The sequence below is a fragment of the uncultured Lutibacter sp. genome, from assembly GCF_947495725.1.
Classification (GTDB): Bacteria; Bacteroidota; Bacteroidia; order Flavobacteriales; family Flavobacteriaceae; genus Lutibacter.
This window is the reverse complement of sequence record NZ_CANLZZ010000004.1, coordinates 287146-303946: the sequence shown is the minus strand read 5'-3', so window position 1 is coordinate 303946 and position 16801 is coordinate 287146. Positions and strand designations below refer to the sequence as shown.

Annotated in this window: 13 protein-coding genes; 9 read left to right on the top strand and 4 right to left on the bottom strand. The window is 29.0% G+C overall.

Annotated features, from left to right (window positions below; genetic code table 11):
- The first annotated feature begins 222 nt into the window (after positions 1–222).
- The 7 genes from Q0776_RS10935 (at position 223) to trpA (ending at position 6662) form a co-directional block, all read left to right on the top strand.
- Positions 223–1614: an anthranilate synthase component I family protein gene (locus Q0776_RS10935; RefSeq protein WP_298368067.1), complete on the top strand. Its 1392-nt coding sequence runs from the start codon at positions 223–225 to the stop codon at positions 1612–1614.
- A gap of 3 nt (positions 1615–1617) precedes the next feature.
- On the top strand, positions 1618–2196 hold the full coding sequence (locus Q0776_RS10930) for an aminodeoxychorismate/anthranilate synthase component II (protein WP_298368065.1): 579 nt from the start codon (positions 1618–1620) through the stop codon (positions 2194–2196).
- Positions 2193–3179: an anthranilate phosphoribosyltransferase gene (gene trpD / locus Q0776_RS10925; RefSeq protein ID WP_298368063.1), complete on the top strand. Its 987-nt coding sequence runs from the start codon at positions 2193–2195 to the stop codon at positions 3177–3179. Before Q0776_RS10930 ends, trpD begins: the two co-directional genes overlap by 4 nt.
- Positions 3180–3311: 132 nt before the next feature.
- The gene (gene trpC / locus Q0776_RS10920) at positions 3312–4097 is read left to right on the top strand and encodes an indole-3-glycerol phosphate synthase TrpC (RefSeq protein ID WP_298368061.1); all 786 of its coding nucleotides are present in this window, start codon (positions 3312–3314) and stop codon (positions 4095–4097) included.
- 4 nt (positions 4098–4101) lie between these two features.
- Entirely contained in the window at positions 4102–4716 is a 615-nt protein-coding gene (locus Q0776_RS10915) for a phosphoribosylanthranilate isomerase (RefSeq protein WP_298368058.1), read from the top strand.
- Positions 4716–5897, top strand: a complete 1182-nt coding sequence (gene trpB / locus Q0776_RS10910; protein WP_298368057.1) for a tryptophan synthase subunit beta — start codon at positions 4716–4718, stop codon at positions 5895–5897. The genes Q0776_RS10915 and trpB overlap by 1 nt, the downstream gene beginning before the upstream one ends.
- Positions 5898–5900: 3 nt before the next feature.
- On the top strand, positions 5901–6662 hold the full coding sequence (trpA, locus tag Q0776_RS10905) for a tryptophan synthase subunit alpha (protein ID WP_298368055.1): 762 nt from the start codon (positions 5901–5903) through the stop codon (positions 6660–6662).
- A 52-nt stretch (positions 6663–6714) separates the two neighbouring features.
- On the opposite strand, the gene Q0776_RS10900 is transcribed toward trpA, so the two are convergent.
- Positions 6715–7548, bottom strand: coding sequence for an FKBP-type peptidyl-prolyl cis-trans isomerase (locus tag Q0776_RS10900; protein ID WP_298368054.1), 834 nt, complete (start codon positions 7546–7548; stop codon positions 6715–6717).
- A 178-nt stretch (positions 7549–7726) separates the two neighbouring features.
- On the opposite strand from Q0776_RS10900, the gene Q0776_RS10895 reads away from it, so the two are divergent.
- The gene (locus Q0776_RS10895; RefSeq protein ID WP_298368052.1) at positions 7727–9964 is read left to right on the top strand and encodes an FUSC family membrane protein; all 2238 of its coding nucleotides are present in this window, start codon (positions 7727–7729) and stop codon (positions 9962–9964) included.
- A gap of 12 nt (positions 9965–9976) precedes the next feature.
- Here Q0776_RS10895 and Q0776_RS10890 read toward each other — a convergent pair whose 3' ends face one another.
- Together Q0776_RS10890 and Q0776_RS10885 are read right to left on the bottom strand one after the other, a co-directional pair.
- Entirely contained in the window at positions 9977–11707 is a 1731-nt protein-coding gene (locus Q0776_RS10890) for a TonB-dependent receptor (protein WP_298368050.1), read from the bottom strand.
- 57 nt (positions 11708–11764) lie between these two features.
- Positions 11765–14782, bottom strand: a complete 3018-nt coding sequence (locus Q0776_RS10885) for a tetratricopeptide repeat protein (RefSeq protein WP_298368047.1) — start codon at positions 14780–14782, stop codon at positions 11765–11767.
- A gap of 204 nt (positions 14783–14986) precedes the next feature.
- On the opposite strand from Q0776_RS10885, the gene Q0776_RS10880 reads away from it, so the two are divergent.
- Positions 14987–15676 (top strand): ATP-binding cassette domain-containing protein, encoded by a 690-nt coding sequence (locus Q0776_RS10880; RefSeq protein WP_298368045.1) that lies wholly within the window; start codon positions 14987–14989, stop codon positions 15674–15676.
- Here the strand turns inward: Q0776_RS10880 and Q0776_RS10875 are convergent.
- Positions 15673–16785, bottom strand: a complete 1113-nt coding sequence (locus Q0776_RS10875) for a hypothetical protein (RefSeq protein ID WP_298368042.1) — start codon at positions 16783–16785, stop codon at positions 15673–15675. The two genes, Q0776_RS10880 and Q0776_RS10875, sit on opposite strands and share 4 nt — an antisense overlap.
- Between the last annotated feature and the right edge of the window lie 16 nt (positions 16786–16801).

Below are 16801 nucleotides of genomic sequence, written 5' to 3'. Positions count from 1 at the left end.
TTATGTTTTTAGTAAATTTAATAAAATAAATTTTCAATGAATAATTTGTTCATTTAAAAATGAATGTTAAATTTGTCATCGAAATGAAGAATTCAAATTTAAATATTATTTGGTGGTGGAACTCTCTTATGCAATAAGCGAGAAGCATCCATTTATATTTAAAATTAATATATAACAAAAAGGACTTATCTCGCGATAAGTCCTTTTTTATTTAAGAAAAAAATGAAAAGATTAAAATTTAAAACAATTTCAAAACAACAATTGGCAGATACTGTAACGCCAGTAGGCTTGTATTCTAAAATTAGAGACAAGTACGCCAATAGTTTATTACTTGAAAGTTCTGATTATCATAGTAAAGAAGAAAGTTATACTTTTTTATGTGCAGATCCAATAGTTACTTTAAAAGCAGATAAAAATAAATTTACTTATAGTTATAAAAACAAAGAATTGGATTCTAAAGAAATTAATCGGGATTTCTATTCAATTTTTGAAGAATATAAGAGCACCGTTGATGTGTCTTGTGATGAAGCAATTAAATCATTTAATGGGTTTTATGGCTATATTTCTTATAATTCTATTCAATATTTTGAAACCATTAAATTAAAAGCTGCAAAGGCGCCGTCTGAAATTCCAGACTTACAATTTAGTTTTTTTCGTTTTATAATTGCAATCAATCATTTTAATGATGAACTGACTTTAATTGAAAATATTGAAGAAGGAGAGAAGTCTAGAATACATGAAATAGAAACCTTGATTAATTCAAGAACTTATGGATTGTATAAATTTGATATGGATGGTAAAGAATCATCCAATTGCACCGATGAGTATTTCAAAAACAATGTAGCCAAAGCAAAGCAGCATTGTAAACGTGGGGATGTTTTTCAGATTGTATTATCACGTCAATTTCAACAATCATTTTCTGGAGATGAGTTTAATGTATACAGAGCGTTACGTTCTATAAATCCTTCGCCATATTTGTTTTATTTCGACTATGGAAGTTTTAAATTAATGGGATCTTCACCAGAAGCACAAATTAAAATTGATGCAGAAAAAGCAATTATTAATCCTATCGCTGGAACTTTTAGAAGAACAGGAGATATGGCAAAAGATATTTTGTTAGGTGAAAAACTATCAAAAGATCAAAAAGAAACAGCAGAGCACGTAATGCTGGTAGATTTAGCGCGTAACGATTTAAGTAAACACGCTAGTGACGTAAATGTTGAGGTGTTTAAAGAAGTACAGTATTTTAGTCACGTAATTCATTTAGTTTCTACAGTTCAAGGTAAACCCAAAGGAAAAGCTATAGAAATTGTTGGAGATACATTTCCAGCTGGAACGTTAAGTGGAGCACCAAAATTTAAAGCAATGGAACTGATTGATACTTATGAAAACCAAACACGTGGTTTTTATGGCGGAGCTGTTGGTTTTATAGGGTTAGATAATAGTGTAAACTTGGCGATTGCTATTCGATCTTTTGTTAGCAAGAAAAACACATTGTATTACCAAGCAGGGGCAGGAATTGTAATGAAATCTACAGAAGAAGGTGAATTGCAAGAAGTAAATAACAAATTAGCTGCTTTGAAAAAAGCATTAATCTTAGCAGAAAAAATTTAGAACATGAAAATTTTAATATTAGATAATTACGATTCATTTACCTATAATTTGGTACATATGGTTGAGGATATTACAGGTGAATATCCAACTGTATTTAGAAATGATGAAATAGCCATTCATGCAATAAACGAATTTGATGTAATAATTTTGTCACCAGGACCTGGAATTCCAGATGAAGCAGGAATTTTAAAAGAAACCATACGAGCCTACGCTGGAAAAAAACCAATTTTTGGAGTGTGTTTAGGTTTACAAGCGATAACAGAAGTTTTTGGAGGAAGTTTAGAAAATTTAGATGAAGTATTTCACGGTGTTGCAACTACAATGAAAGTAACAAAAGAAAACGCGGTTATTTATAAAGATTTTCCAGAGGAGTTCAAAGCAGCTCGTTACCATTCTTGGATTGCTTCAAAAAAAGATTTTCCAAATGAATTGGACATTACAGCAGAAGATGAGTTTGGAGATATTATGAGTCTACAACATAAAAAGTATAATATTAGTGCGGTACAGTTTCACCCGGAATCGATTTTAACTCCAACAGGTGAAAAAATGGTTCGTAATTTTTTAGATGCATGTAAAAAATGAAAACAATATTAACTAAATTATTTGAGCAACAAAGCTTAACTAAAAAAGAAGCAAAAGGAATATTAATAGAAATTGCTTCAGGGAAATTTAATAATACGCAAATAGCTTCATTTTTAACGGTGTTTTTAATGCGTCCAGTTTCTGTTGATGAATTATCAGGTTTTAGAGAAGCATTATTAGAGCTGTCCGTAAAAATTGATTTATCAGATTTTAATACCATTGATTTATGTGGAACAGGAGGAGATGGAAAAGATACATTTAATATTTCAACCTTAACATCTTTTATTGTTGCCGGTACAGGGAATAAGGTTGCAAAACATGGTAATTATAGCTCGTCCTCAGTAAGTGGTTCATCAAATATGTTGGAATATTTAGGTTATAAATTTACAAATGATGAAGAAACTTTAATAAAACAAGTACAAAAAGCAAATATTTGTTTTTTACATGCACCGTTGTTTCACCCAGCAATGAAAGCTGTTGGACCTGTAAGAAGGGAATTAGGAATGAAAACCTTTTTTAATATGTTAGGACCTTTGGTAAATCCAAGTAATCCTCAAAATCAGATGGTTGGAGTTTTTAGTTTAGAAGTTGCAAGACTATATAATTATTTATTGCAAGAAACGAATCAAAACTATGCAATAGTTCATAGCCTGGATGGTTATGATGAAATTTCGTTAACAAGTGGTTTTAAGTTGTTTACAAAAAATAATGAACAAGTAATAACCCCTGAAAGTTTAGGTTTAAGACGTTTAGAGCAATCGGAGATTTTTGGAGGTCACTCTGTCGAAGAATCGGCCAAAATATTTGTTTCAATATTAGATGGTAATGGAACTGAAGCACAAAATAATACAGTAATAACAAATGCAGCATTCGCATTAAAAACATTTGATGTAAATAAATCTTTTGAAGATGCTTTTGAAGAAGCAAAGGATTCATTACTAGGGTTAAAAGCAAAAGAATGTTTAAAAAAATTAGTGAGTTAAATCGTGAAGCTGAACTTGTATCAGTGTAACGAAAAGAATAGAAAGTGTTATTCCTATGAACATAGGAATGTAGATAAATTAAAGATGTAAAATAAAATTCCTGCCAATTCAGGAATGAAAGAAGCATAGAAAATGAACATTTTAGATAAAATAATAGCACATAAAAAGCAAGAAGTTGCCCAATTAAGAAAAGAAGTTCAAGTTGAAAAATTGGTTAAAAGTCCAAATTTTCAAAGAACACCAATTTCTTTAAAAAAGAGTTTGCTAACAATTGGTTCTACAGGAATTATTGCCGAATTTAAACGTCAATCTCCATCAAAAGGAATTATTAATGATAAGGCAACTATTGAAGAAGTAACCGAAGGATATTTGCAAGCTAAAGTCGCAGCACAATCTATTTTAACAGATAATCATTTTTTTGGGGGAAATATAATTGATGTAATGAAAGCTCGTGCTATCCAAGATACAACACCAATACTTCGCAAAGATTTTATTGTTGATGGGTTTCAGATTGTTGAAGCAAAGGCAATTGGTGCTGATGTGATTTTACTAATTGCGGCTTGTTTAACAAAAGAAGAGTTGAAAAATTACGGAAAATTAGCTGAAGATCTTGGATTAGATGTTTTGTATGAAGTTCATAACAAACAAGAACTAGATAAAATAGAATTGGATAATAAAATTATTGGGATTAATAACCGAAATTTAAAAACTTTTGAAGTTGATTTAGAACACTCAATTGAGTTAGCTAGCCAAATTCCTGATAGTTGTATTAAAGTTTCAGAAAGTGGATTAAACGATCCAAGAGTAATTACAGGGTTAAAAGAATATGGTTTTCAAGGGTTTTTAATAGGTGAAAATTTTATGAAAACTGAAAACCCTGGCGAAGCTTGTAAAGAATTTATTGATCAAATAGGATAAGAAAATGAAAATTAAAGTTTGTGGAATGCGAGATGCCGAAAATATTTCGGAACTAATAAAATTAGAACCAGATTATATTGGGTTTATTTTTTATAGTAAATCGAAGCGTTTTGTAACTAATTTTCCAAAAATAGAAATTCCTTCTAAAATTAAAAAGGTTGGAGTTTTTGTAAATGAAAGTATTGATGAAGTAATTGAGATTGCTGAAGAAAATAAGCTAGAAGCAATTCAACTACATGGAAAAGAATCTCCTGAATATGTTGAAGAGTTAAGAGTTTTATTAATTAGGGAAGTTGAAATTTTTAAAGCATTTTCACTAGATGAGAATTTTGATTTTACTAAAACGGAAGCTTATCAAAAAGTTTGTGATTACTTACTTTTTGATACCAAAGGAAAAGATTATGGTGGTAACGGAGTTAAATTTAATTGGCAAGTTTTAGATAATTATAATGGAGAAACCCCATTTTTATTAAGTGGAGGAATTTCAAAAGTGGATGCTGAAGAAATTAAGAAAATTTCGCACAGTGCATTTGCAGGAGTTGATATAAACAGTGGTTTTGAAATTAAACCAGCGTTAAAAAATATAGCAAATATTAAAGAATTTAAACAAAATTTATAATGAGTTATTTTGTAGATGAAAACGGATATTATGGACAGTTTGGTGGAGCTTATATTCCAGAAATGTTATATCCAAATGTAGAAGAACTACGTCAGAATTATTTAAAAATAATGCAAGAGGATTCTTTTAAAAAAGAATTTGATGAATTACTAAAAGAATATGTTGGACGACCAACACCTTTGTATTTTGCAAAGCGTTTGTCTGAAAAGTACAATACAAAAATCTACTTAAAGCGAGAAGATTTATGTCATACAGGTGCTCACAAGGTTAACAATACTATTGGGCAAATTTTAATGGCAAAGCGTTTAGGTAAAAATAGAATTATTGCCGAAACTGGAGCAGGACAGCACGGAGTTGCTACAGCAACGGTTTGTGCATTAATGGGCTTGGAGTGTATTGTTTATATGGGTGAAATTGACATCGCTCGTCAGGCACCAAATGTTGCACGTATGAAAATGTTGGGTGCAACGGTAATACCGGCATTATCAGGAAGTAGAACATTAAAAGATGCTACAAATGAAGCGATTAGAGATTGGATTAACAATCCGGTTGATACTCATTATATTATTGGTTCTGTTGTTGGGCCACATCCATATCCAGATATGGTTGCAAGGTTTCAATCGGTTATATCCGAAGAAATTAAATGGCAATTAAAAGAAAAAGAAGGAAAAGAAAATCCGGATTATGTAATTGCTTGTGTTGGAGGTGGAAGTAATGCTGCAGGAGCATTTTATCATTATTTAGATGATAAAGAAGTTGGTTTAATAGCTGTTGAAGCAGCAGGTTTAGGAGTTGATTCTGGTGAAAGTGCCGCAACAAGTGTTTTAGGAAATGAAGGTGTTATTCATGGTAGTAAAACCTTGTTAATGCAAACTAAAGATGGACAAATTATTGAACCATATTCAATTTCCGCTGGATTAGATTATCCAGGTGTTGGACCTTTACATGCACATTTATGTGAAAGTAAACGCGCAGAGTTTATTTCAATTACAGATGATGAAGCTATGAATGCCGGTTTGGAATTATGTGAATTAGAAGGAATTATTCCAGCTATTGAAAGTTCGCATGCATTGGCTGTTTTTAATAGTAAGAAGTTTAAAAAAGACGATGTAGTTGTGTTGAACTTGTCCGGAAGGGGAGACAAGGATTTAAATACGTATATAAAATATTTTAAGTTGTAGAAAATGAACAGAATTAATAAAAAATTACAAGAAGATAAGAAGCTACTTTCTATATATTTTACAGCTGGTTATCCTAAATTAAATGATACTGTTGAGGTTATTGAAAGTTTAGAAAAAAGCGGTGTCGATTTTATTGAAATTGGCTTGCCGTTTAGTGATCCTTTAGCTGATGGCCCAACAATTCAGGAAAGTTCTACAGCTGCTTTAGAAAATGGAATGACTTCCGAAGTATTATTTAATCAATTGAAGGATATTAGAAAAACAGTTTCAATTCCTTTAATTATTATGGGATATTTTAATCCAATGATGCAATATGGAGTGGAAGCTTTCTGTAAAAAATGTGCTGAAATTGGAATAGATGGTTTAATTATTCCAGATTTACCTGTGCAAGATTACAATGAGAATTATAAAGCAATATTTGAGAAATACGGAATTATAAATGTGTTTTTAATAACACCTCAAACTTCCGATGAACGTATTCGTTTTATTGATAGTATTTCAAACGGATTTATTTATATGGTAAGTTCGGCAGGGGTTACAGGAGCTAAAAATAGCTTTGGAGACACTCAAAAAACTTATTTTGATAGAATAGCAGCTATGAGTTTAAAAGCTCCTCAAGTAATTGGTTTTGGTATTTCTAATGCCGAAACTTTTAAACAAGCAACATTAAATGCAAAAGGTGCAATTATTGGTTCAGCTTTTGTAAATAATTTGTCTAAAAATGGTATAAAATCAATTCCTGATTTTATTTCATCTATTAGATAAAACAAAAAAGCTCATTTATTTTAAATGAGCTTTTTTGTTTATTTTAATTATTTTAGTTTTTCGATAAAACTTCAATATCAAAAGCTACTACGGTATTGGGAGGAATTGTATTTGAATATCCATTTTCTCCATAAGCCAATTCGGGTACTATAAAGATTGTTCCTTTTCCTCCAACGTTAAAAAAAGATATTCCTTCAGAAAAGCCAGAAATGGTATTAGCTAAATATAGTGTAGAACCTCCATCGGGACTTTTTTCAAACTCGGTACCGTCTAAAAGGTATCCTGTATAATTTATAGTGACAACAGAATTTTCATTTATTGGATCTCCATCACCTTCATTTTCAACAATATAATATACCCCTTCACCATTATCTTCTGCAACCAAATTATTTTCAGCTAAATAAGCAATTATATTATCTTCAGTTTGCGGATTATAAACGTTTAAAATCTCAATATCAAAAATCAAGACAGCATCTCCAGGAATAATATTAGATCCATAACTTCCGTAACCTAAGCTTGGCGGAATTAAGATTTTTCCTTTTCCTCCTTTTTTAAAATTTGTTAATCCTTCAGAAAAACCTCTAATTAAATTAACTAATTGAAACGTATAGCCTTCAGAGTCGCTAGAGTCAAAAACGGTTCCGTCTAAAAAATATCCCGTGTATTTTACATTAACCGTAGCCTTAATATCTACAAAGTCTCCGTCACCTTCTTCTTCAACTATATAATATAGTCCTGTTTCGCTTCGTTCAGCAGTTAAATTATTAGCAGCAATATATGCAACTATGTCTTCTTCTGTTTGACCTAAAGATTTTAGTGTGTCATCATCAGATGAGTTACAAGAAATGAATAATGTTATTAATAATATTGAAAAAAATGATTTCATAAGTTTGTTTTTTTGTTGGGAGCAAATTTAACTCAAAAATTATATAAAAAATGTTAAAAAATGGGTGGATTGCTTTTTTTGTTTTTTAGAATTAACTCAAATTGAATTAACAATAATATAATTTTTAAAATGTTTCAATAAATAAATACTATGTAAATTTGCAAATTATTGTTTTTATATGTTGTCCAAATTAAAAAGATTTTTTAAAAGTGTAAACTTTGTAAAAGCTGTTGTAATGGCTATTGCAATGATAGCACCAATTTTATTTGCAAATTTTATTCTTAACAATGTAAGTTTGGGATTTAGCGTTTCTTTGGGTGTATTATTTTGTTCGCCGGCTTATGCACCTGGCAGCAAAAAGCATTTATTTTTTGGATTGTTAAGTGCTATATTTTTAGCGTTTTTAATGACGCTTTTAGTTGGAACTGTATCTTCAAATAATTATGTTTTTTTACCGGTATTAGCAATTCTTGTATTTTCGGTTTCATATATTTCAATATTCGGATTTAGGGCATCAATGGTTTCTTTTGCGGGTTTATTAGCAATTGTGTTGAGTTTTGCTCACGATAATTCAATAATGTCTTTATTAGATCATTCATTTCTTGTTGCTTTAGGAGGCTTTTGGTTTTTGTCTTTAATTATGCTTGCCACATTTTTATTTCCGAAAATTCAAACGGATGAATTATTTGTTGAAACGATTGAGAAAACAGCCGAATTTTTAAAAATTAGAGGAAAATTATTAATAGAAAAAGATCAAAGAGATATACTTTTTAAAAGATTATTTGAACTTCAAACGGAATTAAATGATAATCACGAAAAAATTAGAGAAGTAATATTAAGAAAGCGTCTAAATGCAGGTTTTTCTAATAGAACAAGAAGACAACAATTATTGTTTTCTCAATTGATGGAAATGTTTGATTTAGCCGTTTCAAATCCTGTTGACTATGATAAGTTTGATTTGATTTTTGAAGGTCATTTAGAAAAAATTTCAGAATTCACAAAATTAATGACAGAGATTGGGAACCAGTTAATTCATATTTCTAAAGTAATTTTAAATGAGGAGGAATTACAAGAAAACAAGGAAATACAGAAAACCTTACTTAATATACAAACTCAAATTGATTATTACCGTATTTTAGTTGGCTTACCTAAGTCTAGAGTTGGAACTATAATGTTGCTAAACTTAAAAACCTATCAAGAAAAACAGGCACAAAGAATAAATGGGATTGAGCGGATTTTAAATAATTATATTCATAATAATTCAATTGTTGGTATTAAAGATGCCGAACGATTTATAACTCCACAAGATTACGATTTAAAAAAGCTATGGGCTAATTTTAATTTTAAATCACCAATTTTTAAGCACTCTCTTCGGTTATCAATTATGATGCTAATTGGCTTTGTAATTGGTAATTTGTTTGAAATGCAAAATGCTTATTGGGTATTGCTAACTTTGGTTGTAATAATGAGACCAAGTTATGGTTTAACAAAAGAACGCTCAAAAAACAGAGTAATTGGAACTCTTATAGGTGCAGCAATAGCTATTAGTATTATTTTTATTACACAAAACACCATTGTTTACGGAGTAATAGCAGTTTTGTCGTTGCCAATAGCGTTATCATTAATTCAATTAAACTATAGAAATGCAGCAATTTTTATAACGTTAAATGTGATTTTTGTATATGCTTCGTTAGAACCAAATATTTTAGAAGTAATAAAATTTAGAGTATTAGATACAATTATTGGAGCATCACTTGCATTTATTGCAAATTATTTTTTATGGCCAGCTTGGCAAATTCAAAATATAGATGAGTTTTTGTGCGATGCAATTAAAGCTAACAAAATATTTTTAAAAGAGATTGAAGCGTATTATCATAAAAAAGGAGAAGTTCCAACTTCATATAAATTAGCTCGAAAAGAATCGTTTTTAAAAATAGGAGATTTAAATGCAGCTTATCAGAGAATGAATCAAGAACCAAAATCAAAAAAGAAAGATTTGGGGATTATTTACGAATTGGTAACATTTAATAACACATTTTTATCTTCATTATCTTCATTAGGAATGTTTTTAAGAACAAATAAAACAATGAAAGTTCCTTCTCACTTTGAAACGTATGTTGCACATATTTCAAATAATTTAGAGGTTTCAATAAAATTGTTAAACAATGAAGTTTCTTATGAGAAAATTGAGACTAATGAATTGAAAAAGGCTGAAGAATTTTATGAAAATTATTTTAAAAACCTATCTAAACAGCGCGATGAAGAAATAATGGAAGGTAAATTAATTACCGAGGAAATGAAAATTCAATTGCACGAAGTTCAATTAGTTTCTGAACAGATTAAGTGGTTACTTAACCTGTCAGAAAATATTATTAATGGAATAAAAAATTTATATTTTAAAAAAATAACTAATTAGTAATTATTGATTTTAGAGATCGAATTTATATGTAATTCCGGCTAAAACTTGTAACGATTGAACTTTGTAATTTACAAATGGTTCGTAATTATTTCCAAAAACATTATTTATTTTAGCAAAAGCAGTTAACCTATCCGAAAATAAGTATCCACCATTTAGGTTTAAATCTACATAAGAGTCATTTTCAATAATATTGGGTTCAATGTTATCGTTGCCAAAAGCGTAAACTAAGTCTTTTGTGGTGCCAGAATAAAACAATTTACAACCGGCAAACCATTTTTTATTTGAATAATTGGCGTTAATTGTTCCTTTTAAAGAAGGTAAATTCCAAGCTTCTAGTTCAGTTTGTGTTGTGTAATTATCGAAATTAAAAGAGCCGCCAAAGTTAAATTCTTTGGATGCTTCAACGGTTATTTCTCCATAAAAACCAAGTGTTTTAACATTGTCGTATATTACATTAAATGAGTTTCCTGCTTCATAACCTTGAGAAACTGCAATGCTCCCATCAGTTTTTGTTTTGTTTTGAATAAATAGAGGTTTACTATTTTCATTGGTGTGACTAATATCAAAATTATAACTAATATTAGAGGCTAATTTACCTTTTGCACCCACAAACGCTTTGTATTGTTTGTCCGTTTGCAAAATTGTTAATGTTGGTGAAATGTATGGATTGGCGTTTGATAAATCGCGATAATTATTTTGAATTAAATCTCCTGTTGCTCCCGCTACTAAAATAAATACATCATCAATTAATTTAAGCGAAGCGGTAACATTTGGATATGCATAAAATTTATTTGTTTTGTTCTCTAAATCACTTGAATAGTATAACTTGGCTCCAAGATTTACGGTTAAGTTTTCTCGTAAAACTTCAAAGTTGGGATTAACTCCTAAATTTAAAAAACTATAATTTATAGCATCCAGAGAATTATAGCTTTGCTCAAATTTACCTTTAATAATATCTATTATAAACTCACTGTTTATTAACTCGGTTGAAATAGGAAATTCCAATTTCGGTTTTGCTAAAAACCGAAATTCGTTACTTTTATAATTGTCTGAAAAATTAACAAGCTCCGCAGAAGCACCCTGAAAAAATGAATCTTCAAAATAAACCTTTCCTCCAACATAAATGTTTTTATAAATCTGCTTTTCATCTATTGAATTTAGAGTTGTTTCATCTAAAACTACTTCATTAGGAGTACCATAATAATTAAAAAGTTTGCGTTGCATACCTGCATTAATTTGCCAACCATAATATTTGTCAAATTGTTTGTAAAAACCATCAATACGTGTGTCGGAAAAATCATTTTTTAGTTGAATATCTTTGATGCCACCTTGTGATGAGTGATGATTTATAAAAACTCCTAAATCATTATGTCTAGGATCTCCAGTGTGTAAATAAGCTTCAAATAACGGACTTGTATAATTTCCGAAACCAGCCGAAATATAATTTTCATATAAGCGTTCCTTTGGTTCTTTTTTAATTCCTTTTGCTTTTCCTTTGGAGGGAGTAAAAGTTGAAGCTACGGGAATTGAAAAAATACTATAATTTACCTTTTCTTTGGCTACTTTAGTTAAAGTATCAATAACCGGATTTGATTTTACTTTAAAAGCATCGGAAATTGTTGGGGTGTATGGTTTTACAACCGATATTTCTTCGGTTTTTAATGAGTCTATTTTAGTTTCTTGAGAAAAAGAAATAGTTGCAATTAAAATGAATAGTGAACTTATAAGTAGCTTTCGCATTGGTTTAAATTTTCTGTTTAACTATAATTTTATTAATAAATCTATAAATTAGTTGTTCTAATTTTTAATAGATTCGTTTGTTTTTGCTTCCTCTGTTTTTATTTTATTTAATGCTGTTGTAGCTTCTGAAACTACATCATCAAATTGCGAAAAGTTTTTAATAACACTTTCTAAAATATATGTAGCTTGGTAGGCGTCATTTAATTCGTAATAGTTATTAGCCATAATAATTAACCCTTTTGAAGCCCAATATTTGTAAGCAGAATAGTCTGATGCTATTTTTTGAACAATTTGATTGGATACACGATAACTTCCATCTTTGTTTTCAAAATAGGCATTATAATAAAGTGCTTCGGCTTTTAATTCCCCAGAAGCAATTTTTTCAACTTCTTTATATGCATTTCTGGCTTTTGTTTCATTGTTTGTTTTTATTGCTGAACGAGCAATAATAATTTGTGCATCGGATTTAATTCTATTTTCAAGTTTAGAATTTTTCAATACCGTTTCGGCGTAAGCAACCGCTTTGCTATAATTTTTATTTTCGTAATACCCTTTCATTAAATTGGATTGTGCAAAAGTTATATTTTGAGGTAAATCGGCTTCGTTTTCTAAACGTTCTAAAACTGGAATTGCACGTTGCCAATTGTTGTTTTCTAATAGAACTAAGGCTAATTTTGATAAAGAATTTTCCGTAAACTCATTAGGTTCTTGCTCAGTAACAAAACTGTAATAAGGAATGCTTTCTGTTCGCTTGTTTTCAGAAAATAACGATTGTGCTAAATAAAAGTTTGCTTGTAATTTGTGCAGACCTCTAGGGAAATTTTGCAAATATTTTTTAAAGGCCGTAATAGATTTACTATGATTGTTTTGTAAATATTGCTTTTCTGCAGATTCGTACATGTCATTATCTAATTCAGCATCAGAAACATTTATAAAATCAATATTTTTTACCCAACTAGCATATTCATCAACTCTTCCTAAATCAACATAAATTTGTCTAATATCTTTAACCGCTTGTTTTGCTTCTGCAGTATTTGGAAATCTTTTTACAACAGATTTATAAGTTGTTAAAGCTTGTTCATTTTGATCTGCATTATAGTATATAAGTCCTTTTTTTAGTAATGATTTAGATACTAACGGACTTCTTTTAAAATTGGTAATTAATTGATCAAAGCTTGAAATTGCCTTTTGATTTTCACCTTTTTTAATATAAGAATTACCCAAAACGTATAAAGCATCATCTTTATATGTAGATCGTGCATATTTGTTTAAAAAAAGATTTAATTCGTCAATTTTTTGATTTTCTTTTCCTATAAGACCATAACTAATTGCTTTTTGAAAATGAGCATAATCACTATCAATTCCGTTTATTTTTATAGCGTTGTTGTAGTAATTTATAGCATTTGAATAGTTTCGGTTTACAAAATAGCCATCTGCAATTCTTAAATAACTATCATTTCTACGAACTTTATCATCGGTATTTTGATTTATATATTTTTTAAAGGCATCAATTGCATTGTTGTAATCTTTTTGTTTAAAAAATGTATAAGCCATATTATAATTAAGATGCTCATATTCAGCAGTTTTAGGAGCTTCGCTATTTATTGAAAATTGTTTAAAATCATTCAACGCATTTACAAAATTATTTAATCTGTAATTAGATTCTCCTTTCCAAAAATTTGACTTAGCTGTAAATAATTTATCGATTGGTGCTTTCAAAGAGTTTTCGAAATTTTCTTTAGCTAAATCAAAGTTTCCTTCAGAAAAAAGTTCAACACCTCGATAGTAAGCAACTTTTTGATACAGTCCTAGATCTTTAGCACTTTTTTTATCTTTTAAAAATTCTAAGGCTCCTTTATAATCTTTAGAAGTAATATATGCGCTTATAATTAAATCGTTAATTTCTTCTTTGTGAGTTGAGTTTGGATATAACTCTATGTATTCTTGTAAAACTTCAGGAACACTTTTATACGGGTTTCCAATTTCGTAACTTAATTTGGCATAGTTTAACCACGCATCTTTTTGAATTTCTGGTTTAAATTTCATTTGAGATGCATTTCTAAAAGCATTTAAGGCCTCGTTTTTTTGATTCAATTTTAAATAACATTCGGCTAAATGATAATATGCGTTTTGCGAAACACCATTATCTCCTCCTATAATTTTATTGAAAAAATTAATGGCATTTTCAAAGTCGTTTTGTTTGTAATACGAATATCCTAATAAGTAATAATCTGTATTTGTCCATTTACCTCGCTTTCCTTTGTATTTTTTTAAATGCGGAATTGCTTCTTTGTATTTTTGCAGGTTAAAATAACTCTCTCCAACAATTTTCGAAATTTCAGAATGTTCTAAACCTCTAGATTTTTCCAAAAGAGGTTCTCCTTTTTCAATAGCCGTTTCAAATTTCCCTAATTTAAAATTCATATCGGCTAAATAGTACGATACGTTTTGTTTAAAGTTTGTGTTCTCTTCTACTTCTCCTAAATATTTGTCGGCTGTAGTATAATCATCTTGGTTGTACGCAATAAAACCATAATAATATTTAGCTTGGGCTCCGTATTCTTGAGAATCGAGTAAACCTAAAAAATAGTTTTTTGCTAAAGCATAATTTTTGGTTGCAAATAGTGAATAACCATATTTAAAATTAAATGCCTCCTCTTGTTTTATATTTAAATTGGTTGTATTTACTTTTTTATACCACTTTGCAGCGTATGAATATTTTCCAACCTTGTAATAATAATCGGCAACATCAATAAAAGCATTGTTTCTTTTGGTGCTAGTCGGATATTTGTCTACAAATTTTTGCATTAAATCATCCGAATTTCTTTGTCCTAGTCTTATACCACAATTTGCTGCATAATATTCGCAATTTGCTTTTAGTTCTGAAGCGTGATCGAAATTATTTTTTAAGTTGTTAAATTTGTGTTGTGCAGCAACATAAGCTTTGTTTTGGTATAATTCAACAGCGTGGTTATATTCCTTTAAGCTATTGGTATAAATAGCGGTTTTTTGTGCAAAAAGTGAGCACGAAATAAAAAATATTATAAATGGTAATACAATTTTTTTATAATTCATTTTAATAAAAATTGAAAGTTTAAAACTATAGTCTAATAACGTAATAATTTTACGAAATTGCATTTTCTTTTTATTTTTTTATCAAAAGATGATAACAATAACTGTTCCTAAATTTAATTTTAAAGCGTAATTGTAGGTATTTTAAATTGTTATATGTTGAAATTTTATTTTTAAATATTTAGATTTGTTAAAAATCATAATTACATGTCCGAAGCTATACTTTCTTTAAAAAATGCTCAAATATTTCAACGCGAAAATTTAGTGTTATCCAAAGTGAATTTAACCATTAATAAGGGTGAGTTTGTTTATTTAATTGGTAAAACAGGAAGTGGAAAAAGTAGTTTAATGAAAACTTTATACGGAGATTTAACACTTGAAGAGGGAACAGGGAGTATTGTTGGTTTTAATTTAAATACATTAAAAGAAAAGGAAATTCCGTTTTTAAGAAGGAAATTAGGGATTGTTTTTCAGGATTTTAAATTATTAAATGATAGAAATGTTTTTGAAAATTTGAAATTTGTTTTAAAAGCAACGGGCTGGAAAGACGCTGATAAAATGAAGTCTAAAATAATGGAAGTTTTGTCAAAAGTTGGAATGGAAACTAAAGACTTTAAAATGCCGTTTCAATTATCGGGAGGTGAGCAGCAGCGTGTGGCAATAGCGCGAGCATTGTTAAATGACCCGGAATTAATTTTAGCCGATGAACCTACGGGTAATTTAGATCCAGCAACTTCGGTTGGCGTTATGAATGTTTTAAAAGAAATACATGCAACAGGCAAAACTATTTTAATGGCAACTCATGATTATGCACTTATTTTAAAATTCCCTTATAAAACTTTAAAATGTGAAGGAGGAGAATTATTTGAGGTTGTTCAGCAAAAGACAAACGTTTAGTTAAGTAAATCTATAATTTTTTGAGCACTTTTTAAGTTGTTAAATGGTGCTAAAGCATTTTGTTTTTCTTTAATTAATTTCTCTGTAAACTGTTGCTGAAATAAAATTTCAATTTGTTTTGTAAATTCTTGTTTAGAATTGGCAATATTACAAATCTCTTCAAGTCCAGTATTTAAAACCATTGCATCGTTAACCAAACAAAATCTTCCATTAAATAGAGCATTAATAAGTTTAAGTTTTATTCCAGTATTTTGGAAAGTAGGTAAAATATTTATATGTGCCGTTTTTATAAGTGTATTTAACTGGTTATTATCGGTAAGTTTTTCGAATTTAATATTGGAAAATTCTTTTATTTTTTTTTCAAGTTTTAAATTGGTTAAATTACTTGCAATTTTTAATGGAAACGAAGTTTTAGAAAATATTTTAATTAAATAATAACAAGCTTTAAGATTGTCTGAAACTCCAATATCTCCATGATATAAAGCAAAATTCCCTTTACCTTCAAAAGTCTCAATACTATTGTTTTGATGAAATACAGGAATGTAAATGGATTTATTTGGAAATTTGGATATTAAATATTCTTGTTCAAAAGGAGAAATAGATAAAATGTAGTTTGTTTTTTTTAAAATTTTCTGAAATTTAAGCAATTTATAAGCTTCAATATTAAAGTATATTTTTTTTAATTTATTTGGTTCACTTTTCGATAATCCTTTGTAATAATTATGTTCAATATTATGAGCTCTAACAAAGGTAATCCTATCATTAAAATAATTTGTTAAAAGTGGATAAGTACTATGAAGACCTTCAAAAAGGATTGGATAATTATTGCTTTTTAAGTTTTTAATTAACTGATCATCATTTCTTGTGTTTACAATAAAGGGAGTTTTTGAGAATAATTGACTTATTTTTTTTTCTCTTTTATAATAATAAACAGTTTTACAATAATTCTTTAATTCGGTTTGATTGCCTCTTCCATATTCAAAAGTGTGTAAAATAATTTTAACACCAAGTTTGTTTAGTGCTTTTAGTTTATAGAAGACATCAATAACTCCACCATAATTTGGGGGATAAGGAACGTCAAAAGAAACTATGTTTAGTGTTTTACTCAAATTTTTAGATTTGTTA